This window comes from Cellulomonas sp. Leaf334 (genome assembly GCF_001424195.1).
Taxonomy (GTDB): Bacteria; Actinomycetota; Actinomycetes; order Actinomycetales; family Cellulomonadaceae; genus Cellulomonas.
The window spans coordinates 246245-269740 of sequence record NZ_LMOO01000001.1; the positions used below are offsets into that span (position 1 = coordinate 246245).

Sequence of the window (23496 nt, forward strand, 5' to 3'; positions counted from 1 at the left end):
GCATGACTGAGCCCGATCCGACCTTTGCGCTGCCCGACGAGGCCGCCGACGCCGACCGTGAGCGGGCGCTGCGCGCAGGGCTCACCGAGTACGAGCTCGAGGACGAGGACCTTGCCCTCCTGCACGCCGGCGACGTCGGGGAGATCGGTGAGGAGCCGGTCGTCGTCTTCCCGGTGCTCGCCGTGGTCGGCCGCCCGAACGTCGGCAAGTCGACCCTCGTCAACCGCATCCTCGGCCGCCGCGAGGCCGTCGTCGAGGACAGGCCCGGAGTCACGCGCGACCGCGTGAGCTACCCGGCCGACTGGTCCGGCAAGCGGTTCACGCTCGTCGACACCGGCGGCTGGGAGGTCGACGTCGCCGGCATCGAGGCGCGCGTCGCCCAGCAGGCCGAGGTCGCCATCTCGCTGGCCGACGCCGTGATCTTCGTCGTCGACGCCACCGTCGGCGTTACCGAGACCGACACCCAGGTGGTCCGCCTGCTCCGCAAGGCCGGCAAGCCTGTCGTGCTGTGCGCCAACAAGGTCGACGGCCCTGCCGGAGAGGCCGACGCCGCCAACCTGTGGTCCCTCGGGCTCGGCGAGCCGTTCCCCGTCTCCGCGCTGCACGGCCGCGGCACAGGCGACCTGCTCGACGCCGCGATCGAGGCGCTGCCCGAGGTCTCCGCGCACGGCACCCCGATCCCCGACGGACCCCGTCGCGTCGCGCTGGTCGGCCGCCCGAACGTAGGCAAGTCCTCGCTGCTGAACAAGGTGCTCGGCGCCGAGCGCGTCGTCGTCGACTCCGTCGCCGGAACCACGCGCGACCCGGTCGACGAGCTCGTCGCGCTCAAGGGAAAGCCCTGGGTCTTCGTCGACACCGCCGGGATCCGCCGCCGCGTGCACCAGACGTCCGGCGCCGACTTCTACGCCTCGCTGCGCACGCAGGCCGCGATCGAGAAGGCCGAGGTGGCCGTCGTCCTGGTCGACGCCTCCGTGAAGCTCACCGAGCAGGACACCCGCGTGATCACGCAGGTCATCGAGGCCGGCCGCGCCCTGGTCATCGCGTACAACAAGTGGGACCTCATGGACGAGGACCGCCGCCCGTTCCTCGAGCGCGAGATCGAGCAGGACCTCGTCCAGGTGCAGTGGGCGCCGCGCGTGAACATCTCCGCGAAGACCGGCTGGCACACCGACCGCATGGTCCCCGCGCTCGAGCGGGCGCTCGAGTCCTGGGACACCCGCATCTCCACCGGGCGCCTCAACGCGTTCCTCGGCGAGCTCGTCGCAGCGCACCCGCACCCGCTGCGCGGCGGCAAGCAGCCCCGCATCCTGTTCGCGACGCAGGCGTCCACCCGCCCGCCGCGCTTCGTCATCTTCGCGACCGGCTTCCTCGACCCCGGCTACCGCCGCTACATCGAGCGCCGCCTCCGAGAGACGTTCGGGTTCGAGGGCACGCCCATCTCGATCTCCGTCCGGGTGCGGGAGAAGCGCAAGCGGTGATGGTCGTCGCGCGACGCCGCCCTCTCCTGAGGCTCGGCCTGCCGCGCGACCCCGCGTCGAGCAGCCACATCACCGGCTTCCTGGTGACCACGCTCGCCACCGTCATCGTGACGCGCCTGCTGCTCGGCCTCACCGGGTTCCCGCAGCTGGGCGGTGGGGGAGTGCACATCTCGCACGTCCTGTGGGGCGGGCTGCTCATGGCGCTGGCGTTCATCGGGCTCATGACGTTCATCGGACCCGTCGCCCGCCGCGTCTCCGTCGTCGTCTCCGGCATCGGCTTCGGGCTGTTCATCGACGAGATCGGCAAGTTCGTCACGTCCGACTACGACTACTTCTGGGAGCCGACGGCCGCCCTGATCTACCTCGTGGTCATCTCCCTGGGACTCTTCGCCGACGTCCTCCAGAGACGCCACCCTCGCGACCCCGCCGAGTACCTTGCCGCCGCCACCGACCAGGCCGTCGCCGGCCTCTCCGGGGGCTTCAGCACCCGCGAACGCACCCGCGCACGCTGGTACCTGTCCCGTGCCGGTGACGCCCCCGGAGCCGACGAGGTGCGCGCCCTGCTCGACTCGGTCGAGCACGACGCCGACGAGGTCCCCGACCCCATCGGCGCCACGTCCCGGTGGGTCGTCGCCGCCTCACGCTGGCTCGTGCGCGCCCGCTGGGTCCCCTGGGTGACCGTGGCCGTCCTCGTCGCCACGTCCGTCGTGACGCTCGCCCGCGGCATCTACGGCTGGACCGCGTCCGACGACCAGCCCGTCTGGCTCGTCGCCGGCATCCTGCTCAGCGGCCTCGCATCCACCGCGTTCGCCGTCGTCGGCCTCGTCGAGGTCCGCCGCGACCGCGAAGCCGGCTACCGCTGGTTCCGCCGCGCCGCGCTCGTCGCCCTCCTCGTCACCCAGATCTTCCTCTTCCGGCTCTCACCCTGGGACGCGACGTTCGGCCTCCTGGTCGACCTGCTGATCCTCGGGGTCGTCGCCGCCGAGCTCGACGTGATCGCCGATGACAGGACCACCTCGCCCGTGGGGTAGAGTTTCCGAGGCTTCTGCGGGAGCCATCGGGCTGTGGCGCAGCTTGGTAGCGCACTTGACTGGGGGTCAAGGGGTCGCAGGTTCAAATCCTGTCAGCCCGACCGATGAACGCGCAGGTCACACCAAAGATCTGGCACCGACAAGGCTCTTCTCCACCAGTTGTGGAGAGGGGCCTTTGTCGCATCTGTGTCAGCGTTGATCGTCACCGCCGCTCCGGCCCCCGGCTGCTCATCGGCGCTGGCGTTCCCGTATCCCCGCCGCCGCCGTCTTCGCGTTCCTCGCACTGGTCGCGGTTGTCAGGCAGATCCTCTGCGCGGACACGTCATTCGTGCGCGGGGCCGTTGTCAGGCAGATCCTCTGCGCGGACACGTCATTCGTGCGCGGGGCCGGGGACTCCCGGTCCGCCTCGATCACGTCATGGAGAACCCGGTTGCACGTGCTCGCCCGGGTGACGTGAGAGGGCACGGAAGGTTGACGACGCGGCGGTCCCACCGGTGCGGGCCGTGGACGGTGATCATGGGGAGGTTCTGCTCCGAGCGACGGGAGTCTCGATGAGGGTCACCGGCACATCGCGACGTCTCCGCCCCGGGCGGTCCTGCTGATGTGGGAGGCGCTGGGCTGGGGGGCCGTCGCCGCGTCGTCCCTGGTCGTCGGTGCCGTCCTGGGCATCCTGCGGGACTGGCCGCGGGCGCTGATCGGCGTCGTGCTCGGGTTCGGCGCCGGAGCGCTGATCTCGAGCGTCTCCTTCGAGCTGGCGCAGGAGGGGTTCGAGCGTGGTGGCGGTCTGTCGCTGACGATCGGCCTGGCCGCCGGCGCACTGGCGTTCTACGGAGCCGATCGCGTCGTCCAGCGGCTGGGCGCCCGGTCGCGGGTGGGCGTGGCCGGCCTTCCGCTCGCTCTGGGCGCCTTGCTGGACGGCATCCCCGAGCAGGCGGTGCTCGGGCTCGGACTGGGCCAGGGCGAGGGCGTCGGGATCGCGCTGCTGGTCTCGATCTTCGTGTCGAACCTTCCCGAGGCGATCGGGTCGTCGAGCGACATGCGGGCCGCGGGTCAGCCCCGCCGTCGCATCCTGCAGTTGTGGACAGTCGTGGCGGTCGTCTGCACGGGGGCGACGCTCGCGGGCTACGCGGTCTCCCGTGTCACGGCGGAGCGGTTCGAGGCCGGCGTGGACGGTTTTGCCGCCGGAGCCTTGCTGGTCATGCTGGTGGGTTCGATGATCCCCGAGGCCACGGAGAAGGCGCAGGACAAGGCGGGTCTGGCCGCTGTTCTCGGGTTCGCCGTCGCGGCCGGGCTGTCCGCGCTCACGTGAGCGCTCCGGCCGATGTCGGCGGAGGTGCTCTGGGTGACGTCGGGATGCGGGGAGAGGAGGCGATGACAGGCCCGGACTCCACCCGCTTGTCTCGCGGCATGTCGCGACCGGCCGACCGGAGCGACGCTGCCACGATGCGGGCATGGCCTGGAACGTTCTTCGTCGCGTGCTCCCGGACAGCCAACGTCGGACGAACGACGACCTGACCGCCGACCTGGACCTGTTCGCGGGGGAGGTGTCCGCGAAACGGTCGGCGTTCTGGACGATGCTCCTGCTGAGCTCCGTCATCGCGACGGCGGGGGTGCTGGCCGACTCCACGGCGACCGTCATCGGCGCCATGATCATCGCGCCGCTGTCGACCCCGATCATGGGACTGGCTCTGGGGCTGGCCCGGGGTGCCCCACGGTCGGCCGTGCAGTCCGCGTGGATCGTGACCCTGGGAGTCGCCCTGGTCGTCGCGGTCGGTGCAGTGTTCTCCCTCGTCGTCCCGACATCCTTCGACCTCCTGTCGAACGGACAGATCACGTCGCGCACCTCTCCTGGGCTGCTCGATCTCATCGCGGCCGTCGCCACGGGCTTCGCGGGCGCCATCGCGCTGGCCCGGCGGGACGTCGCGGCGGTCCTGCCGGGGGTGGCCATCGCCATCTCGCTCGTCCCGCCGCTCGCCGTCGTCGGGGTGTGCCTCGGCGACGGTGCCCCCGGCCTGGCGGGTGGTGCCCTCCTGCTGTTCCTGTCGAACGCGGTCGCCCTCGTCCTCGCGGGCACCCTGGTGTTCGCGATCACCGGGTACGGGGTCGCCCCGGTGGGCCAGGAGCAGCCGACCCGGCGCCGCACCTACGCGACCATCGTGGTGGTCCTCGTGATCGTCGCGCTCCCGCTCGTCGGCAACACCGTCTTCACCTACCAGGTCGCACTGAAGTCCGAACGGGTGGAGCGCGCCGCGGACGCCTGGCTCGCGGACGTCTCCGGCGCGAACGTGACCCAGGTGTCGTACAGCGGCTCCCAGGTCGAGATCGACGTCCGCACGCAGGGTGACCTTCCGGACGCTGACGTCCTCGTCCGCTCGCTCGAGAGCGCGGTGCCGCGCGGCACGCCGGTGGTCATCGTCACGAACTTCGGAGACCGTCAGGAGGTGGGCCGGGTCGGGTCCGACTGACGCAGCCGTGCACCCCACGGCCGTCGTCGTCCTGACGATCTGGCAGGACCATCGGCCCTGTCCTCTCGCCGCGCCGCGGAGTATCGCTGGAGATGCGCGGGCAACCGTGCCCGACGTGGTCGAGGTGAGGAGTCACCATGAAGGCGCTCGTGTTCCATGGTCCGAACACCATCGCGTGGGAGGAGGTCCCGGACGCGCGTCTGCTCGAACCGACCGACGCCGTGGTCCGGATCGACACCACGACCATCTGCGGTACCGACCTGCACATCCTGCACGGCGACGTCCCGGCGGTGACGGACGGACGCGTGCTCGGGCACGAGGGCGTCGGGACGATCGTGGCGGTCGGCGAGAGCGTTCGCAGCCACGCTGTCGGCGAGCGGGTCATCATCTCGTGCATCAGCGGGTGCGGTGTGTGCACCTACTGCCGGAGCCAGAACCCGTCCCACTGTCTCGCAGCCGAGGGGATGCCTGGGATCGGCTGGGTGCTCGGCCACCTCATCGACGGAACCCAGGCGGAGCTCGTCCGGGTGCCGTTCGCCGACAGCTCCCTGCACCGCCTCCCGTCGAACGTGCCTGACGAGCTGGCCGTGCTGCTCTCGGACATCCTGCCGACGGGATTCGAGATCGGCGTCCGGTACGGGCACGTCCAGCCCGGCGACTCCGTCGCGGTCGTGGGAGCCGGGCCGGTCGGCCTCGCCGCGGTCGCCACCGCAGGGTTGTACGGGGCCGCGCAGATCATCGCCCTCGACACGGACGGCCACCGCCTCGACGTCGCGAAGCGGCTGGGCGCGACGGCCACGGTCGACGCCTCGGCACCCGACTGGAAGGCGCAGGTGCTGGCGATCACGGACGACGCGGGGGTCGACGTCGCGATCGAGTGCGTCGGCATCCCGCAGACGTTCACGATGTGCACCGAGCTGGTCCGACCCGGCGGGCACGTCGCGAACGTCGGGGTGCACGGGGCGCCGGCCGAGCTCGCGCTGCAGGACCTGTGGATCCGGAACATCACGATCACCACCGGCCTCGTCAACACCACGACGCTGCCGATGCTCCTTCGCCTGGTCGCGGCAGGGAAGCTGCCCGTGGAGGCGTTCGTCACCCACCGGTTCGACCTGGACGACATCGTCTCGGCGTACGACACCTTCGGGCGTGCGGCGCAGACCCAGGCGCTCAAGGTGCTCCTGTCCCGGTGAGACGTGACGGACGAGGGGCCCGGCTCCATGAAGAGCCGGGTCCCTCTGCGCCGGCGGTCGCCGACCCTGCCGATCGCTCGGGGTCCGTGCTCGCCGCGCGGAGCGGGTGACCACCTGCATCGCAGCGGGGGCGACCTGTTCCAGAACTGTCATCCGTTGTCGTGCGCCACGATCACCAGGACCGTCCGCAGCGGACCACGCCGACCCCGTGTCCGGCCGCACCGCCGGCGCTCCCTCCACCCTGCGTCCGCGCGAGCGGGGCCTAGATGAACAGCAGCTGGGCGCCGTCGGTCTTCTCGATGAAGTCGCTGGCGCTGATGATCCCCTCGACGTCCTCGTCGAGGTCGGCGAGCGTCAGGTGGTTCATGTCCGCGGACAGTCGGCACGCCCACAGGTGCCCACCGGAGGCGACGATCTGCTCGAGGAACTCCGGGACGTCGGGGACGTCGAGCTCCGCGATCGCCTTCTTCAGCCGCGACGTCGCCATCGCTGTCATCCCGGGAAGTCCGCCGAGGCCCTGTGGCATGTGGGTCGCCGTGTTCCCGAGCATGGTGAACTTCAGGTCGCCCATCGTGGCTCGCGTGATCATGTCGAGGCCCCAGAAGGTGAAGAACAGGTGGGTCTCGACGCCCTCGCCGAGCGCCGCGTTCGCCAGGATCAGACCCGGATAGGCCATGTCCAGGTTGCCCTTCGAGCAGATGATCGCGAGCTTCCGCCCGGGAGCGTCGTCGGTCCCGAAATGGGGCACGATCGCGGTAGCGGTCTCGGTGGAGGTCATGGCAGTGCCTTTCGTCGGCGTGGATCAGACGCAGCCCACGGGCTTCGGCAGGCCGGCGACGTAGGCCATCTTCTTGGCCGGCTTCTGCGGGAAGAGCCGGAAGAGCTCCTTGACCGGGACGCCGCTGCCGGCTGACGCCCGCCGGAGCGTCGGGGTCTCGCCGCGCTGCCGGAAGTCCTCCCGGAGGAACGTCAGGACCGCTCGGTGCTCGTCGGTGAGCGTGAGCCCGACCTGCTCGGCGAGGACGAGTGCGAGCCCGTCGTCCCACTCCGAGGGGTCGGTCAGGAAGCCCGCGTCATCGACGTGGATCGTGTGGTCCGCGAGGGTCGTGACTGGCATGGCGCACCGCCTTCTAGGACGTGGGAACGGGAGACTTCTTGCCGGCCATCGACATGGCCGGCGCGATGGGCATCGGGCGGCCCGGGAGCAGGACGTTCCAGTACAGCCACCGGAACGCGAGCTTCCCCAGGTGGTTGGCGCGGCTCTCCATGAGCAGGCGCAGCGGTCCCACGAACGGGACCGGATACGTCCCGGGGAGGGGCTCCGTGTCGTAGTTGAAGTCGAGCAGCAGGGCCTTGCCGTCACCGGACTCGACGAAGCAGGTGGCGTGGCCGTCGAACGAGTGGGTGAGCTCTCGGCCCGAGGTGAGGTCGACGAGGTTGTCGACGAGGACGTCGGCCGAGAAGTGGGCGACCGACCCCGCCTTGGAGGTCGGGATGTCCGATGCGTCGCCGATGGCGAAGATGCGTGGGTCCGCGGTCGACTGGAGGGTGTGGCGGTCGACGGGGACGAACCCGAGCTCGTCGCCGAGGCCGGATCGCTCGACGAAGTCGGCTCCGCGGTGCAGCGGCACCGTGACGAGCAGATCGAACGGGATTCGGCGGCCGTCGTAGGACTCCAGCGTGGTGCCGTCGATCCGCTCGACGAGGAAGTCAGGCTCCACGGTGATGCCGCGGTCGACGAGCATGGATCCGAGCCGCTGCGAGGCGATCGGCTGGGTGAACGCACCATCCAGGGGCGTCACGAAGATCAGGTCGGTCGCCTCCCGGCGTCCCCGTTCACGCAGCCAGTCGTCGGCGAGGAACGTGAACTCGAGCGGCGCGACCGGGCACGTGATCGGCACGTCGGTGACGTGGACGACGAGACGGCCGCCCTGGAACCGCCGCAAGGCGGTGGCCAGGGCCTTGGCTCCGTCCAGCGTGTAGAAGTCGAAGATGGTCCGTCGCCACTGAGGGCCGAGCATCCCTGGTGTCTGGTCCGGCCGGGTTGAGGCTCCGGAGGCGATGACGAGGTAGTCGTAGGGGAGGAGCCGGCCGTCCAGGAGCACGACCTCTCGGGCGTCGACGTCGATCCGGTCGACGGCTTCCAGGACCAGCTCCACACCGTCGCGCACGAAGGCGTGCCGCGACCGGACCAACGAGGTCGTCGGACCACCGAACGGCACGAAGAGGAAGCCAGGCTGGTACGCGTGCGCGTCGTCCCGGTCGACCACGGTGATCGCCCAGGTGTCGTCGAGTCTGCGTCGGAGCTTGTTCGCGACCATCGTGCCGGCGGTCCCTCCGCCGAGCACCACCACGTGCCTGGTCATGGCACTCAGTGCGCGATCTGCACGTCACCGTGCTCGATCGCGGAGACGTCGTCGGAGGTTGCACGCAGCAGGCGGTCCGCCAGGTCGCGCAGCGCGCGGGCGGCCGCCAGCTCCTCGCCGATCTCAGGGACGTCCATGTCCTGCGGTGCACGTCGCGCTCGGCCGTAGCCGTCGAGGTGGGTGCCGGCCGACGTGGTGAGCACGGCGTGTGCCTTCGTCACGTCACCGTCGGCCCGCAGGTCGTCCGCATCGAAGAGATGGATCACGACTCTCCAGGTGTGCGTCATCGCACTGCTCCTTCCGCCTGGCGGGGCCGCCCGCCACCACGGCGGTGCGTCCTTGTCACCCAGCCTTCGTCGGCCCAGGTGTCCGACATAGAGCAGAAGGTCCTGACACGCGCAGCGTCTAGCGGACGACCACCACCGGACACGTGGCGTGGTGCAGGACAGCCTGGCTCACCGACCCGAGAAGAAGGCCGCGGAAACCACCGAGGCCGCGAGACCCGACCACCAGGAGCTCGGCGTCCTCGGAGGCGGCGAGGATGACGTGCGCGGGTCCGCCGCGGTGCACCATGGACGTCACGTTCACGTCGGGATAGCGCTCCATGTGCCCCGCGAGGCTCTCGGACAGCAGAGCCTTCTCTGCCATCCGGATCTCTTCGATCTCTTCGGGCATCCACGGCGGCACCGGCCCGAACAGCGTCGGCATCTCCCATGCGTGCACGGCGACCAGGGGGAGCCCCAGGCGGGACGCCTGGTCGAACGCGTAGTCGACGGCGCTCACGCTCGTCGGGGAGCCGTCCACCCCCACCACGACCGGTCGCGTGGACGTCTCCGCCGCCGCGCGCGGCGTTCGGACCACGACGACCGGGCAGTGCGCGTGCGCAGCAACAGTCACGCTGACCGACCCGAGGAGCAGACCTGCGAAACCGTCGCGGCCCCGGGAGCCCACGACGAGCATGCGGGCGTGCTTCGATGCCTCGGTGAGCACCGCTGCCACGCTGTCCTGGGGCTCGAGCTGCGACGTGACCTCGAGCTCGGGGTCGATGGCCCGCAGACATTCGACCCCGCCCTCCAGAACCTGGCGACCGACCTTCGCCGTCAGGTCCAGGGGACGGTCAGCGACGACGTAGCCGTCGAGGAACGTCCGCGCGACGTGCACGATCCGGAGCGGAACGTGCTCGCGTCGAGCCGCCCTAGCAGCCCATGCCAGCGCCTCGTCCGCGTGGGTGGAGCCGTCGTAGCCCACCACGATCTCTCGGTTCATCTCGCACCTCCGAAGGCTTCCTTGTCTCATCCGTTCGCTCGGGTACCTCGATCGTGCGAGCCCGGCGGTTCCGTTCGTAGAGTCCGAGGTCCCGAGCTGCCCCTGGACCACCGACGCGACGTCACGGCGTGCGTGCGTCGCGCAACGCTGCCGTCCTCGTTCTCGACGACGTGCTCAGCACTTCCCGCAGACGATGGGACCAACGACCGTGGCGCTCCGCCTCCACGCGCGGTTCGCTGGGGCTGGGAAGGTGCGTCACGGGAAGGACCGCCATGAGCACGTCCAGGACTGTCGAATCCGGCCCGATCGTCGTCGGCGTCGACGGCTCCGAGCCGGCACTCCGAGCCGTCGCCGCCGCTGCCGTCCAGGCCGGACTCCTCGGGTTCCCGCTCGAGGTGGTGCACGCGTTCATCTGGCCCGAGCTTCGTGGACCAGCGATCCCGACACCCTCGGACCTGCCCGGTGCGGGCTTGAGGAAGTCGGCTGAACGCATCGTGGACGAAGCGGTCCGGCGTGCCCAGGAGACGGCGCCCGGCGTCGCTGTCAGCGGAGCGGTGATCACGGGCGCACCCGAGCCGGTCCTCCTGCGGGCCAGCGTCCACGCCGCGCTGGTGATGGTGGGGGATCGTGGTCTCGGCGGGTTCACGGGCCTCCTGCTCGGCTCGGTCGCGATCGCGTTGGCTTCCTCGGCGCAGTGCCCGGTGCTCGTCGTCCGTGGACGACCCGAGCCCTCCGGTCCGGTGGTGGTGGGGCTGGACGACAGCACCGCCGGGGAGACGGCCGTGGACCTCGCGCTGTCGTGGGCGGCAGCGAACCGGCTGACCCTCCGGGCCGTCCACGCTGCACCCGAGGCTCCGTCGCGTCGCGCTGACCCTGCCGGTGAGCGCGGCCGGCGGTGGGCGCCTGACGCCGCGGCCGTCCCCACTGTGTTCGCGCTGGTCGAGCTGCATCGACGCGCCCACCCGACGGTCGAGGTCGAGCGTGAGGTGCGACGCGGGGATGCTCGCCGCGTGCTCATCCGCGAGAGCGAGCACGCAAGCGTCGTCGTCGTGGGTTCCCGCGGGCGCGGCGGCTTCGAGGGACTCCTGCTCGGGTCGGTCAGCCACGCGACTCTGCACCATGCAGCCTGCCCGGTCGCGGTCGTCCCGCACGGGATCCGGGGGCTTCGACCCCCGCTGGGACCGTCCGACGGCCTGCGTGCGTCGCGCGTCGACACGTGAGCGCGGGCACGTCGACCGACCTACCTGGCCGCCGGGGTCTTCTCGGAGTGTGTCGATGGGCCGGACCAGCGCGGGACACGGCCTAGCCTGTTCGTCAGACGTCGCGCTCGTGGGGTGGGTGCACGATGGCGACCGGGCAGGTGGCATGGTGCACGACCGCATGGCTCACCGACCCGAGCAGGAGACCCGCGAAGCCGCCGCGCCCCCTGGACCCCAGAACCACCAGCTGGGCTCCATCCGAGGCCGCCAGCACGACCTCGGCGGCTCCGCCCAGCCTCACCGTCGACCGCACCTCGACGTCGGGGTACTTTTCGCAGTGGCCGGCGAGGCTCTCGGCCAGGAGCGCCTTCTCGGTGACGAGCCGATCTGCGATCTCCTCCGGCGTCCACGCCGGGGTGGTACCCAGCAGCGCGGGCGTCTCCCACGCGTGCACAGCGGTCAATGGAGCCTCGAGCCGTGACGCCTGGTCGAACGCGAGGTCGACCGCCCTGACACTCGTGCGCGAGCCGTCCACGCCGACGACGACGGGCCGTGCGAGCGGAACCGCGGATCGGCCTGGGCGGCGCCTGACGACCACCACCGGACAGTGGGCGTGCGCCGCGACCGCCGTGCTCACGGAGCCGAGCAACAGTCCAGAGAATCCCCCCAGGCCGCGCGCGCCGAGCACGAGCATGTGCGCGTCGGTGCTCACCTCGACGAGAGTGCCGGGAACGCTGTCGCGGAGCTCGAGCGATGACGTGATCTCGACGTCAGGTGCCTCGGCTCGTGCACGTTCGACGCCGTCGGTCAGTGAACGTGCGCCGCCCTGCCCGAGCCCGACATGGACGATACGCAGCGGACGGCGCTCACGTCGTGCCTCGTCGGCGGCCCACCGCAACGCCTGCTGCGCCTCCGGAGAGCCGTCGTACCCCACCACGATCTGCCCGCTCATGCTGCACCTCCAGCGCGCGTCGGCTGCGGCCTGTGCTTCGTCCAGGTTCGCCTGGACGCCGTGCCGACCCCAGGGTCGTTGGTCCCGAAGGTGGTCGCTCCTGGTCGCGGCCCCCTGGCCCTAGAGGGCCGACACGCCCAGCATGCGACCCACGGCATAAGTGACGATCATCGCCAGCGCGCCGCCGACCATGAGGCGCGCCATCGCCCGCAGGCGACGCGCGTGCCCGAGCCGAGCGCTGATCCCGCCGGTGATGGCGAGTGCCAGGAGCACGGCGACAAATGTCACGGCGACGCGAACGTCGGCGGGGGCAACACCGATGGCGACCAGGGGTAGCACCGCCCCGGCCGTGAACGACAGACCAGACGAGATCGCAGCATGAACCGGGTTGGTCAGCGCGTTCGGGTCCAGGCCGAGCTCGACATCCAGGTGGGCCGCCACCGGATCGTCGGCACTGAGCTCCAGCGCCACGGCTCGAGCAGTCGCAGTGGACAGGCCCCTCGACTCCAGGATTCCGGTCAGCTCCTCGAGCTCTCCTTCAGGATCGCCCTCCACCTCGCGGCGTTCGTGCTCGATCAGAGCTCGCTCGGCGTCGCGCTGGCTGCTCACCGACACGTACTCCCCGAGCGCCATGGAGACGGCGCCGGCTACGAGTCCCGCGACGCCTGCAACGAGGATCGGACTGATCGCCGCCGTAGCGCCAGCGACGCCGACGACCAGCCCTGCCGTCGAGATGATGCCGTCGTTGGCGCCGAGCACGCCCGCGCGCAGCCAGTTCAGGCGGGATGCCTCCCGCCCCCGGCCGGCATCGACGACCAGGCGTGCCTGCTGTGCTCCGCTACCGGGCATGGATCCGACGCTCGGGGTGTCGCAGGGCCGGTTCCGTCGACGGCCGGTCAGCTCGCCCAACCATCCACCGCACAGCAAGTGCAGTCTCAGCCAGCCCCACCGCGAAGAACGCCCACTGCACCGGCGACTCCCCACCGATCAGGGGCAGCTGCGCGAGCACCCAGCCGGTCAGGACGACGCCGGCGCCGAGCGCGGCCTGGGGCGCGAGTGCGTGCCCTCGTAGGCCGAGCACCATCGCGACACCCTGCGGCACCGCGATGCACACCCCGAGGGCCAGAGCGGGCACGGCGGGGCCGTCGATGAACGTGAGCTGGTCGACCAGCGGATCGAACTGGCCGGAGAGGAACCCCTGCACGCCCGCGAGCGCGCCCGCAGTGGTCAGACCCTCGAGCGCGATCGACCACCGTCGGGCCACGGGTCTGGCGGGACGGGGCAGGGCCCTCCGCTCGGTCATGACTCGAGCCTGTCCCGGGTCTCCGCGCGTGGACCAGGGCACAACGTCCCACGACAGCGCAGCGGAGGATGCGTGATCCTTGGTCAGGGTGCCGTACCCGCACCTCTGCCTGAGGCGCCAGGTCCAGGAGGTCGTTCCATGGCACGCCGCTCGGCTCGTCCCGGGGCCACCGGCTCCGGGGTGCTCCCGACTCACGGGAGCACACCGGGCCGAGCCTGGACGGCTGCCTGGTTCGCGATCGCCGGCGCTGCTGTCGCCAACGGCGCCGTGCGCGAGCGGTACCTGGTGCCGCGCTTCGGCGAGGTGCGCGCGCAGCAGATCTCGACCGGCGCGCTGGTCGCCGTGATCTGGACGGTCGCCGCCGGGCTGGGCCGGGTGCGGCCGCTGCCGGACCGCGCCTCGGCGCTGATCGTCGCCTGCGGGTGGGCCGGCTCGACGTTGACGTTCGAGGTCGGGCTCGGTGCGGCGGGTTCCGCCGCGGGAGCTGGTGGCCGCCTACGACCTGAGAGCAGGCAGGCTGTGGGCTCTCGTCCCGATCACCATGGCTGTCGCTCCGATCGTCGCCGGAACTCACACCCTCCACCGACGGGTGAGCAACCCCACGATCGCCGCGCGGATGGTGAGGTTGCGTGAGCTCCGGCCATGCGCAGCGCGGACGATCCGCGGTCGTGTCATGGTTGCGCGATGGCGCCCACCCCCCAGGTCGACATCTCCGCCCTCCTGACGGCGGTGGAAGATGCCTCGCCTGCCGAGGCGATGTCCGTCGCCGCAGAGGTGCTGCGGCGGACGCTCGGCGTGCGCTCCGCGAGGTTCTTGATCGCCGACGCCGCAGGGAGCACGCTCGTCGACCCGGCGAACCCTGGCGGGCGCTTCGAGCTCGAGGGGACGGAGGCGGGGCGGGCGTGGCGCGAGCAGCGCACCGTCCAGGACGGGCACGGGTGGGCGTTCACCCCCGTGACCGTGCGCGGCGACGCGCTCGGGGTGCTCGCCGTCCAGATGCCTGCGCACGGCACCGGTGGAGACGCTCCGGAGACCGCGACGATCGCGCAGCTCGCAGCGGTCGCGCACGCCCTCGGGTACGTCCTCATCGCCAGCCAGCGGCACACCGACCGGTACGAGACAGCGATGCGGTCGGTCGACTTCACGCTCGCCCGGGAGGTCCAACGACGCCTTCTGCCGCCCGGCTTCGTCTGCGAGGGAGGATCCTTCACGATCGCCGGGTGGCTCGAACCCTCGGCCAGCGCCGCCGGCGACACCTTCGACTACGTCGCATCCTCCGACCGGCTCACGGCCTCGCTCACGGACGCCACGGGGCACGACCTGGGCGCGGCGATGGTGGCGACCCTCGCGGTGAACGCGCTGCGTAACGCCCGTCGGCGGGGCGCCGGTCTCGCCGAACAGGCGAACGCCGCGAACGCTGCCCTGCTCGAGCGCGACGGGGACCGCAGCTTCGTAACGGGGATCCTCCTGGAGATGGACCTCCGGTCGTCCGGTGGCGAGCAGGGCCCCGGTGACCGCACCGTGGCACGGATCATCAACGCGGGGCACCCCGGCGCGCTCTTGTTGCACGAGGGGCAGGTCAGGGGCGTCGCGCCGGCCAACAACCCGCTGCTCGGGCTGCGCGAGCACGAGTACCAGGTTCAGGAGATCGAGCTGTTCCCTGGCGACCGGCTGCTCATGATGACCGATGGCATGTTCGAGCGGAGCGCGGCGAGCTTCGACCTTCCGGGTGCCCTGCGCGACACCGCCGACCAGCACACCCGCAGCGTGGCGCAGGGCATCTCGCGGATCTTCCTCGAGACGGTCGGCAACGACATCCAGGACGACGCGGCTCTGCTGCTCCTCGAGTGGCACGGCGGGACGACGGGCCGCACCACCCGGCGCGGGGCGGACCGCTCGTCGCAGTAGGCCTGCCCTGTCGACCCGCGCGAGTGCCAGTGACACGTGCGACGCCGCATGCGATCACCCTCCGGGCGCTCGACGCGCGAACGCGCCAGGTGCGGCCCGATGCCGATCGCGGAGCAGGAGCAGGCCTGGCACGACGACGACGGCGCCCGCCGCGAGCGTCAAGGCGGACCACCCGGCGAGTGCGAGGACGACCGTCGAGGTCAGGGTGCCGGCCGCGGCCGAGATCCACACCACCGCCTCGACCGAGCCCTCCACGTCGGCCCGCAGCTCCGCGGGCAGCCCGACGGCCAGCGACGCGCTGCCGCCCACGAAGCACAGGTTCCACCCGTAGCCGAGCGCGAACAGCCCCACCGCCTGGGGGAGGAGGGCCCCGGATGCGGCCACGATCGTCGCGACCAGCAGGGTCGCAAGGCCGAGCACCATGACCGGCACGGCACCCCGGCCGTCGACGAGACGTCCTGTGACGGGGGACAGGACGAACATGCCGAGCGTGTGGGCGGCGAGGACGAGACCGACGACGTCGAGGCCGTGATGGTGCAGGTGCAGCTGGACGGGCACCGACGTCATCACGGCCGCCATCACGACCTGCCCGGTGACCATCACCGCGAGGCCGTCGCGGCCGGCAGGCGATCGCACGATCGTCCGCACGGGCACCCGGGGACCTGTCCGGGGTCGTCGGGTCGTGTCCAGGCCGCTGACCGCCAGCGCGGCGAGCAGCCCCGCCGGGATGCTGAGCAGGAACGCACCGGAGAGGGCGGGCCGTCCGAGGGCGTCGGCGAGGTGCGCGGTGGGGAGCAGGAGCAGTGGTCCGCCGACGGCGCCGACGGTGCCGGCCCAGACGATCAGTGCGATCGCGGACCCACGTCGTCGGGCGGGTACGAGCTCGGCGGCTGCGTACCGGGACAGCTGCGCGGCGGCGTTCCCCAGCCCGATCAGGAGCATGCCGCCGACGAGCAGCACCACGTTGCCGACGGGCACGGCGACCGCACCGGCCGCGGCGCCGAGCGTGGTCGCCAGGTACCCGAGCCGCAGGGCCGTCCGGGTGCCGGCCCGGTGGGTGAGCACGGTGACCAGGAGGGCCCCGAGCCCGGTGCCGATCACCGCCGCGGTGCCCGGCACACCGCCCCAGGCCGGTCCCAGGGCGTCGACCATCACCAGTGCGGCGACCGTGCTGGTCGTCGCGATGACTGCGCTGTTCAGGGCGGCGCCGACGAACAGAGCTGTCGTCGCCGGAGCCGTCGTGGTCGTGGTGCCGCGCCTCATGCCGTCGACGGTACGAAGGCTCGGGGCATCGGAGAATGGCCGATCGCAGGCGTTGCCATCGTCTCGCCTCTCGATCCTGAGGTATTCCGGCGATACGGTTTGCAGATGAGCAGACCGCTCGACGGGACCGACTGGCGCATCGTCTCCGAGCTCCAGAAGGACGGTCGGCTGTCGTTCAACCAGCTCGGCCGCAAGGTCAACCTGTCCGCCCCTGCGACCGCCGACCGGGTCCGGCGGCTGGAGGAGGCGGGCGTGATCGCCGGCTACCAGGCCCGGATCGACCCTGCACGCGCGGGCCTCCCGCTGACCGCGTTCGTCAAGCTGCGGTGCTCGCCGGGCCGTTGCCTGCTCAAGACCACAGCGTCGGACGAGTTCCCCGAGGTCGTCGAGATCCACAAGCTCAGCGGGAGCTCGTGCACCCTCCTGCGGGTCCGTGCCGCGTCGATGCCGCACCTGGAGGAGATCTTCGAGCGCATCGGCAGGCACGGCGAGATCGACACCCAGATCGTGCTGTCCACCCAGTACGAGGGCCGCCCGGTCGCGGAACCACCGGCGGAGAACCGGACCGCTCAACCGTCGCCGGGATGGAGCCGTGACGCCCGGTCCGACGGGGTCTGAGCGCAGGGCTCGACCTGACGAGCCCGTCGCGAGTGCCCAACGGCTGTCACCGGCGGTGCTCCGCCGCTACTGTCGCCAGAATGGGCGATGCGGGCCTCACGATCGACGGCTACCAGATCGAACCGCTCGGTCCGCCGACGTGGGACGCGTTCGCGGGCCTGGCGGAGCGGCACAACGGTGTCTGGGGCGGGTGCTGGTGCGTCTACTTCCACTGCTACCCCGACCCGGTCGAGGAACGCCGAGAGCTCGGCAACCGGGAGTTCAAGCGGCAGCGCGTCCTGGCCGGCACCGCCCACGCGGCGCTCGTGCTCGACGGCGACGCCGCGGTCGCCTGGGCGGAGTTCGGGCCCGTCGAGGAGCTGCCGAACATCCACCACCGCAAGGAGTGGGAGAAGGGGGTCGTGCGCAGGCCGGACTTCCGGATCACCTGCCTGTTCGTGGACCGCGACTACCGTCGCCAGGGGATGGCGTCCGTCGCCGTCCGGGGCGCGCTCGCGCTGATCGCCGACGCCGGGGGTGGTCTGGTCGAGTCGTACCCGCACGACCTGCCGCCCGGCAAGAAGACCTCCGCGTCCTTCCTCTACAACGCGACGCGGACCATGTACGAGCAGCTCGGGTTCGAGTACCAGCGGCCCAAGGGCAAGGGCAACTGCGTGATGACCACCGAGGTGCCAGCCAGCAAGGCGTAGCCCGTGCGGCGGGGTGCCCTCTCAGCGCCGTACCCCGGTCACCGTTCCGTCGTCGTCGGTGACGTACCGGCCCTCCGACAGGTCGAGCAGCACCAGGCGGTTGCCGAACGGGTCCACGACGACCGCCACCCGCCCGACGGGAACCTCCTCGGGTCCGCTGACGAGCTCACCGCCGACCGATCGGAACTCCTGCACCGCCACGAGCACGTCGTCGACGAGCCACGTCGGTTCGTAGGGCAGCGTCGTCGTCAGGACCACCTCGGTCTCGCTGTCGGGGAGGGCGAGGCCGGCTTGGCCGACGGCGTCGTTGCGCCACAGGAGCCGGTGCCCGAGCCCGTGCACGTAGCAGCGGAGCCCGGTGTCGAGATCCGGCACCGGGATGGTCACGGCATCGACGTTCCTCAGCACGGTCATGTCCCAGGGTGCCACCGCGGGGGGTCCTCGTGCGGACCGCGGTCAGACTCTCCTGGGCGACCCGACCGTCGCCGCCTCCGCCTTCTCCCGTCGCATGCTCCGATGCAGCTCCTGGAGCAGCAGCGGGACGTCGGCCCACGCCTGCAGGCTCACGGTGGCGACTGCCCGTACCCGGGGCCACTCGCCGTCGGCGAACTCGTGAGGGATCGGGTCCAGGGCTCGGAGCGCGATCTGGCGGAGCTCCTCGGCGATGTCGCGGGCGCGTTCGTCGGGGACCGCGGGCAGCACGGCCGCGACCAGGATCTCGTCGTCGCCGAGACGGCCGATCACACAGCCTGACGGATAGGCGCCGGCGAGCGCCTCGGCCATGGTGTTCAGGACGCGATCACCGTGGCGCAGACCGTGGATCGCGTTCAGGAGCCCGAAGGCTCGGACGTCGATGAGTGTCGCGGCCAGTCGTCGGCGCGAGCCCCGGATCTCCAGCGCCCACGAGTCGAGCGTGTGCTCGAGGGTGTGGCGGTTGACGAGACCGGTGGTGCGGTCGCGCATGCCCTGCTCAGCCAGCGCGGCGGCGAGGGCGTGCACGAGCTCGGCCGTTCCCGTGGCCGACCAGACGTCCGCGCGCACCACCACGTCCTCGAACCGGGACTCGGCCGGTCGGGCCATCGCGAGGAGCGCCGCCTCGACGACCGACGACGCCGGGTCGACGACGAGCGGCTCCCAGTCGGCCACCGCCCGCGCCGGTCGACGCGTGAGCACTGCTCGGCCGTAGCCGAGCCGGCCCGCCATGCCGGCGGTGAACCGCGAGCGCGTGATCAGTCCGATCCGGCCCGGGTCGGTCCGGTCGATGACGCCGATCCGCACGAGGGCCGCGTCGAGGAACAGGGGTTCGACCTCGTGGACGGGCATCTCGGCGTCGATCACCTGGAGAGGGACCGCGACGGTCGCGACGGGAGCGGTGGACGGGACGGCGCCGGAGCGGAGGTCACGCAGGAGGGTCTGAACGTTCGCCACAGCGCATGGTCGGTCAACGAAGGCGCAGGTCGGAAGGGTGTTCGTCGAGTCGCCGGTCAACGTTCATGTGCGGGACACCGGGGCTGCCGTCATCAGCACGGCCGCGCGCCACCGGCGCTCGCGACGTCGATGACCGCCTGCACCAGGACGGGACCTGACGTGAGCGCCGGGTCGTCGTGGTCCGCGTCCGGCACCACGACCTCGACGACCTCGCGATCCGCTGCACGGGCCGCGTCCGCCACGGCCCGGCTCTGGCGTGGCGGCACGGTCGTGTCCCGGTCGCCGAGGACGACGACGACAGGGACGGTCGTCTGGCGCACGGCTCCGACGACGTCGAACCGGTCGTGCAGCACGGGGCCGACCGGCACGTGGGAGACCGCCCGGGCAGCGTCCGCGAGGGTGGTGAACGGCGACCGCAGGACGAGCGCGGCCGGCGGGTGCTCGGCGGCCAGGCCGGCCGCGACCGCGGCGCCGAGACTCTCCCCGAGGTAGACGAGCGAGGTCGCCCGGATCCCGGCATCGACGAGGAACGCCCGCGCGGCTCGGGCATCGCGCAGGAGGGTCACCTCCGACGGCGACCCCGGGTTGCCGCCGTACCCGCGGTACTCCAGCAGCAGGACCCCGAAGCCGGCGTCACCCAGCGCAGCGGCGAGCGGGACGCGGTCCGCACGGTTGCCCGCGTTGCCCGGCGCGACCAGCACGGTCGCGGTGCAGCCCCCGGGCGCCGGCAGGTACCACGCGGCGAGCGTCAGGTGGTCGGTCGTCGACAACCGGACCTCTCGCGCACCCGGCAGCAGGTCCGACACGGACGGTGGGGTGCTCCGGTCGGGGAAGTAGATGAGCGAGCGCTGGAACGCGAGGACCAGGCCGACGACGAGGACGACGGCGACCGCGACCGCTGTCAGGATCCGACGACCGCGCACCTGCCCAGCCATCGTCTGATCGTCGCACGGTGACGGGCGCGAGGCGCTCGCCCGGCCGCGGGCGTACCGTCGGACGAGAGCCCGAGCCGACGTCCGGAGGAGGACAGGACCATGAGCACAGACACGCCGCCGCTGCCCGACGACGAGACGCGAGCGCACACGACCGAGCCGGCCGAGGGGGCCGAGGTGGCCGGGGACGGGACGGACGTCCGGCAGCACGCCACCGAACCTGCCGAGGGCAAGGACCCCGCCGACTCCTGATCGCTCAGCGGTCGGGTGCGCGGCGGTTCCGACCGCGGCCCAGCGCGCGCACGCTCTGCGAGCGCACGAGGGCCCGAAGGTCGGCCACCGTCCTGCGCAACCAGGTCATGCGGCGGGGTCCAGGACGACCTTGATGCACCCGTCGTGCTTCTTCTGGAACATCTCGTACGCCGCAGGGGCGTCGAGGAGCCCGACGCGGTGGGTGCGCAGGTCGAGGACGCCGAGGGGGTCGGCGTCGTCCGTCACGAGCGGCAGCAGGTCGTCCACCCAGCGCCGGACGTTCGCCTGCCCCATCCGCAGTGTCAGCTGCTTGTCGAACATCGTCATCATCGGCAACGGGTCGACCGCGCCGCCGTACACCCCGGAGATCGACACCGTCCCGCCCCGGCGTGCGATGTCGATCGCGGTCAGCAGCGCACCGAGCCGGTCGATGCCGGCCTTCTCGATGAGGGGCGCGGCGAGCGCGTCGGGCAGCAGGGTGGCCGCGCGCTGTCCGGCGGCGGCGACGGGTGACCCGTGCGCCTCCATCCCGACGGCGTCGATCGCCGCGTCGACCCCGCGACCGCCCGTCAGGTCCTGCACCGCGCCCACGAGGTCGTCGGTGTCGCGCAGGTCGAGGACCTCGATGCCGTGCCGACGTGCCATCGCCAACCGCTCGGGGACCAGGTCGATCCCGATCACCCGGGACGCCCCGCGGTGCGCGGCGATGCGTGCGGCCATCTGGCCGATGGGTCCCAGACCCAGGACCCCGACGGTGCCGCCGGGGGGCACCTGGGCGTACTCGACGGCCTGCCACGCAGTCGGCAGGACGTCGGACAGGAACAGGTACCGCTCGTCCGGGCTGCCGTCGTCGGGCACGACGACCGGGCCGAACTGGGCCTGCGGGACGCGCAGGTACTGTGCCTGCCCGCCGGGGACCTGGCCGTAGAGCTTGGTGTACCCGAACAGTGCCGCGCCCTTGCCCTGGTCCCGTACCTGCGTCGTCTCGCACTGCGAGTGCAACCCGCGGCTGCACGTCCAGCAGGTGCCGCACGCGATCCCGAACGGGACGACCACACGGTCACCCACCCGCAGAGAACCCGCCGCGGGACCGACGGCCTCCACGACGCCCATGGCCTCGTGCCCGAGGATGTCCCCGGCGTCGAGGTAGGCGCCGAGCACGGAGTACAGATGCAGGTCGGAGCCGCAGATCGCCGTGGACGTCACGCGGACGACGGCGTCCGTCGGCTCCTGGATGGTCGGGTCGGGGACCTCCTCGACGCTCAGCTTCTCGCGTCCCTGCCAGGTCAGTGCTCGCACCGGTCTCTCCTCCGTCAGAGGTTCGGCGCCGGTGGCTCCACGCCTCCTCGACGCTAACCCGACCCTCGGGGGAGCCGCACGTCGAGCGGGACCCTCAGGGCGCCAGCTCGTCGAGCAGGGTGGGCAGCTCGTCCGGGAGCTCGCGTGCCAGGTAGCCGAGGTGGCCGACCCGGGTGGCGAGCCGGTCGCCGGCGGCTGCGTGCAGGTGGGTGGCCCAGCACGCGGCCTGTGCGGGCTCCGCGCCGCGGGCGAGGAGCCCGACGAGCGTCCCGGCGAGGACGTCCCCGCTCCCTGACGTCGCCAGCCCGGGAAGTCCCGTCGACACCTCCCACTGCGTTCCGTCCGGGGAGGCGACCCGACCCTGGCAGGACACTGCCGCACCGAACGTCGCCGCGATGCGGGAGCATGTCCGGTCGTCGAGCTCGTCGACCCCGAGCAGGAGCGCCGCCTCCTTGGGGTTGGGGGTCAGGACGAGCCGACCGCCGAACCGCTCCGCGACCTCGGGGACCTGCGGGAGGACACCGAGCGCGAACGCGTCGAGCAGGACGGGGACCTTGCCGGGGATGCTGTCACAGAGGTTGTGGAGCAGGGTGATCGTGCGCTCGGGATCGTCGAGCCCGGGGCCGACGAGGACCGCGTCGGCAGACCGCAGCTCGCTCGCGAGCCGGTCGGTTCCCGTCCCGTCGGGCGAGCCGTCCTCGGTCTCCGGCAGACCGATCACACCCGCCTCGGGGATCTCGATCGCCAGCGGGACGGCGACGGACCTCGCCACCGCCAGGGTGAGCCGCCCCGCGCCGACCCGAAGAGCAGCGACTCCGGCCAGGAGGACGGCTCCCGGGGTGCTGCGGGCGCCGCCGACGACGACCACCTGCCCGCGGCCGTACTTCGACGTGGCGTCCGCGGGAAGAGGCCACTCCCGCAGCAGTACCGGTGTGATCGGCTCAGTGCGGGAAGGCATCGCGGTCCCCGGCGTGCGTGGTGACGGGTGCTCCCTCGCGAGCGAGGTGGTCGTCCTCGTTGAAGGCCGCCAGCGTCCAGGGTGCCCCGGCCGACGACCGGACGAGCCGGGTCACGGCGGCGTTGCGGACCGGGGTGTGCCGGGCGAGGTCGAGGACCTGCTGCTCCACCAGGGACTCGCACACGTACCGGACGGTCATGATGACGGCGTCGTGCGCCACGACGAGCACCCGGCGTCCTCTCTCGACGCGGTCGAGGTCCGACAGCACGCCCCGCAACCGCAGCGCCAGGTCGGCCCACGACTCACCGCCCGGGGGGCGGTAGTAGAACTTGCCGAGGTGGCGTCGGCGGGCCGCCTCAGCCGGGTACCGAGCCTCGACGCCCGTCGTCGTGAGGAGGTCCAGGATCCCGAGCTCACGGTCGCGCAGGCGTTCGTCGACGCGGACGGCAAGCCGTGAGCCCGCCGCCTCCAGTGCGATCGTCGCGGTCTGCACCGCGCGCGCGTACGGCGAGCACCACACGACCTCGGGCGCCGTGGACTCCGCCTGGTCGCGCAGCCACGCACCGAGCGCCTGAGCCTGGTCGGCCCCGCGCGCCGACAGTGGCGTGTCGGCGTCGCGGGTCTCCAGGTGGATGACGTCGAGGCCCGCACGCTCGGCCGCGGTCGCGGCGACGTTGCCGACGCTCTCGCCGTGCCGCACGAGGATGAGCTGCGCGACACCGTCGACTGCGTCGGCGCTCACGTGGGGTCGGCGCCGGTGGGGTCCGTCGGGTAGATCCGACGTGCGGGCACGTCCTGGTTGTCGCCGGGTTCCGGCTGCCCCGTCTCGGGTGCCGTGTCGGGCAGGGGAGTGACGTCGTCAGGGTTCGTCGGGGTCTCGCTCATCGCTCTGCTCC

Annotated in this window: 26 protein-coding genes and 1 tRNA gene; 11 read left to right on the plus strand and 16 right to left on the minus strand. The window is 71.9% G+C overall.

Translation table 11 applies throughout. The annotated features are described in order from the left end of the window. The first annotated feature begins 2 nt into the window (after positions 1-2). The 6 genes from der to ASF78_RS01175 all read left to right on the plus strand — a co-directional run bounded on the left by der (position 3) and on the right by ASF78_RS01175 (position 6167). Entirely contained in the window at positions 3-1478 is a 1476-nt protein-coding gene (gene der, locus ASF78_RS01150) for a ribosome biogenesis GTPase Der (protein WP_056583891.1), read from the plus strand. After that, positions 1478-2509, plus strand: coding sequence for a hypothetical protein (locus ASF78_RS01155; RefSeq protein ID WP_056583894.1), 1032 nt, complete (start codon positions 1478-1480; stop codon positions 2507-2509). Before der ends, ASF78_RS01155 begins: the two co-directional genes overlap by 1 nt. Positions 2510-2536: 27 nt before the next feature. Continuing rightward, a tRNA-Pro gene (locus ASF78_RS01160) sits at positions 2537-2610 on the plus strand. Between the two features lie 500 nt (positions 2611-3110). Beyond that, entirely contained in the window at positions 3111-3818 is a 708-nt protein-coding gene (locus tag ASF78_RS01165) for a ZIP family metal transporter (protein ID WP_056583897.1), read from the plus strand. Between the two features lie 142 nt (positions 3819-3960). After that, complete coding sequence (locus ASF78_RS01170; RefSeq protein ID WP_056583900.1) at positions 3961-4974, plus strand: TIGR00341 family protein; 1014 nt, start codon at positions 3961-3963, stop codon at positions 4972-4974. 137 nt (positions 4975-5111) lie between these two features. Then, entirely contained in the window at positions 5112-6167 is a 1056-nt protein-coding gene (locus ASF78_RS01175; protein ID WP_056583903.1) for a zinc-dependent alcohol dehydrogenase family protein, read from the plus strand. A 262-nt stretch (positions 6168-6429) separates the two neighbouring features. Here ASF78_RS01175 and ASF78_RS01180 read toward each other — a convergent pair whose 3' ends face one another. The 5 genes from ASF78_RS01180 to ASF78_RS01200 all read right to left on the minus strand — a co-directional run bounded on the left by ASF78_RS01180 (position 6430) and on the right by ASF78_RS01200 (position 9799). Then, complete coding sequence (locus tag ASF78_RS01180; protein ID WP_056583905.1) at positions 6430-6945, minus strand: DsrE/DsrF/DrsH-like family protein; 516 nt, start codon at positions 6943-6945, stop codon at positions 6430-6432. Between the two features lie 24 nt (positions 6946-6969). Then, positions 6970-7284, minus strand: a complete 315-nt coding sequence (locus ASF78_RS01185) for a TusE/DsrC/DsvC family sulfur relay protein (protein ID WP_056583908.1) — start codon at positions 7282-7284, stop codon at positions 6970-6972. Between the two features lie 13 nt (positions 7285-7297). Then, positions 7298-8533 carry an NAD(P)/FAD-dependent oxidoreductase gene (locus ASF78_RS01190; protein ID WP_056583910.1) on the minus strand — a complete coding sequence of 412 codons (1236 nt, stop codon included), beginning with the start codon at positions 8531-8533 and terminating at the stop codon, positions 7298-7300. A gap of 5 nt (positions 8534-8538) precedes the next feature. Continuing rightward, on the minus strand, positions 8539-8820 hold the full coding sequence (locus ASF78_RS01195; protein WP_056583913.1) for a dsRBD fold-containing protein: 282 nt from the start codon (positions 8818-8820) through the stop codon (positions 8539-8541). A gap of 118 nt (positions 8821-8938) precedes the next feature. After that, entirely contained in the window at positions 8939-9799 is an 861-nt protein-coding gene (locus ASF78_RS01200) for a universal stress protein (RefSeq protein ID WP_056583916.1), read from the minus strand. A 272-nt stretch (positions 9800-10071) separates the two neighbouring features. Between ASF78_RS01200 and ASF78_RS01205 the strand changes: the two genes are divergently transcribed. Further along, positions 10072-11019 carry a universal stress protein gene (locus tag ASF78_RS01205; RefSeq protein ID WP_082494740.1) on the plus strand — a complete coding sequence of 316 codons (948 nt, stop codon included), beginning with the start codon at positions 10072-10074 and terminating at the stop codon, positions 11017-11019. Between the two features lie 94 nt (positions 11020-11113). On the opposite strand, the gene ASF78_RS01210 is transcribed toward ASF78_RS01205, so the two are convergent. The 3 genes from ASF78_RS01210 to ASF78_RS01220 form a co-directional block, all read right to left on the minus strand. Continuing rightward, positions 11114-11950 (minus strand): universal stress protein, encoded by an 837-nt coding sequence (locus tag ASF78_RS01210; RefSeq protein WP_056583918.1) that lies wholly within the window; start codon positions 11948-11950, stop codon positions 11114-11116. Between the two features lie 120 nt (positions 11951-12070). After that, positions 12071-12799 (minus strand): VIT family protein, encoded by a 729-nt coding sequence (locus ASF78_RS01215; RefSeq protein ID WP_056583921.1) that lies wholly within the window; start codon positions 12797-12799, stop codon positions 12071-12073. Further along, positions 12789-13253, minus strand: coding sequence for a hypothetical protein (locus tag ASF78_RS01220; RefSeq protein ID WP_156373993.1), 465 nt, complete (start codon positions 13251-13253; stop codon positions 12789-12791). Before ASF78_RS01220 ends, ASF78_RS01215 begins: the two co-directional genes overlap by 11 nt. 684 nt (positions 13254-13937) lie before the next feature. Between ASF78_RS01220 and ASF78_RS01225 the strand changes: the two genes are divergently transcribed. After that, a complete protein-coding gene (locus ASF78_RS01225) occupies positions 13938-15161 on the plus strand; it encodes a PP2C family protein-serine/threonine phosphatase (protein ID WP_056583927.1) in 1224 nt (407 codons plus the stop codon). Between the two features lie 54 nt (positions 15162-15215). Here the strand turns inward: ASF78_RS01225 and ASF78_RS01230 are convergent, their stop codons facing one another. Beyond that, on the minus strand, positions 15216-16424 hold the full coding sequence (locus ASF78_RS01230; RefSeq protein ID WP_056583930.1) for an MFS transporter: 1209 nt from the start codon (positions 16422-16424) through the stop codon (positions 15216-15218). 105 nt (positions 16425-16529) lie between these two features. On the opposite strand from ASF78_RS01230, the gene ASF78_RS01235 reads away from it, so the two are divergent. Further along, positions 16530-17042 carry an Lrp/AsnC family transcriptional regulator gene (locus ASF78_RS01235; RefSeq protein WP_056583932.1) on the plus strand — a complete coding sequence of 171 codons (513 nt, stop codon included), beginning with the start codon at positions 16530-16532 and terminating at the stop codon, positions 17040-17042. A gap of 80 nt (positions 17043-17122) precedes the next feature. Then, positions 17123-17731: a GNAT family N-acetyltransferase gene (locus ASF78_RS01240; RefSeq protein ID WP_056583935.1), complete on the plus strand. Its 609-nt coding sequence runs from the start codon at positions 17123-17125 to the stop codon at positions 17729-17731. Positions 17732-17752: 21 nt separating this feature from the next. Here the strand turns inward: ASF78_RS01240 and ASF78_RS01245 are convergent, their stop codons facing one another. From ASF78_RS01245 to ASF78_RS01255, 3 genes are all read right to left on the minus strand, one after another. Further along, on the minus strand, positions 17753-18145 hold the full coding sequence (locus tag ASF78_RS01245) for a VOC family protein (protein WP_056583939.1): 393 nt from the start codon (positions 18143-18145) through the stop codon (positions 17753-17755). Between the two features lie 42 nt (positions 18146-18187). Next, entirely contained in the window at positions 18188-19159 is a 972-nt protein-coding gene (locus ASF78_RS01250) for a diguanylate cyclase domain-containing protein (RefSeq protein ID WP_056583941.1), read from the minus strand. A 92-nt stretch (positions 19160-19251) separates the two neighbouring features. Further along, positions 19252-20094: an alpha/beta hydrolase gene (locus ASF78_RS01255; RefSeq protein WP_056583944.1), complete on the minus strand. Its 843-nt coding sequence runs from the start codon at positions 20092-20094 to the stop codon at positions 19252-19254. 99 nt (positions 20095-20193) lie between these two features. On the opposite strand from ASF78_RS01255, the gene ASF78_RS22660 reads away from it, so the two are divergent. Continuing rightward, positions 20194-20343, plus strand: a complete 150-nt coding sequence (locus ASF78_RS22660; RefSeq protein ID WP_200940503.1) for a hypothetical protein — start codon at positions 20194-20196, stop codon at positions 20341-20343. Between the two features lie 105 nt (positions 20344-20448). Here the strand turns inward: ASF78_RS22660 and ASF78_RS01260 are convergent, their stop codons facing one another. The 4 genes from ASF78_RS01260 to ASF78_RS22220 form a co-directional block, all read right to left on the minus strand. Further along, positions 20449-21642, minus strand: a complete 1194-nt coding sequence (locus tag ASF78_RS01260) for a zinc-dependent alcohol dehydrogenase (RefSeq protein WP_056583945.1) — start codon at positions 21640-21642, stop codon at positions 20449-20451. A gap of 94 nt (positions 21643-21736) precedes the next feature. Continuing rightward, positions 21737-22600 carry an NAD(P)H-hydrate dehydratase gene (locus ASF78_RS01265; RefSeq protein WP_200940504.1) on the minus strand — a complete coding sequence of 288 codons (864 nt, stop codon included), beginning with the start codon at positions 22598-22600 and terminating at the stop codon, positions 21737-21739. Beyond that, positions 22584-23342, minus strand: coding sequence for a histidine phosphatase family protein (locus ASF78_RS01270; protein ID WP_056583948.1), 759 nt, complete (start codon positions 23340-23342; stop codon positions 22584-22586). The genes ASF78_RS01265 and ASF78_RS01270 overlap by 17 nt, the downstream gene beginning before the upstream one ends. Continuing rightward, a complete protein-coding gene (locus tag ASF78_RS22220) occupies positions 23339-23485 on the minus strand; it encodes a hypothetical protein (RefSeq protein WP_156373994.1) in 147 nt (48 codons plus the stop codon). The genes ASF78_RS01270 and ASF78_RS22220 overlap by 4 nt, the downstream gene beginning before the upstream one ends. Positions 23486-23496 lie beyond the last annotated feature (11 nt).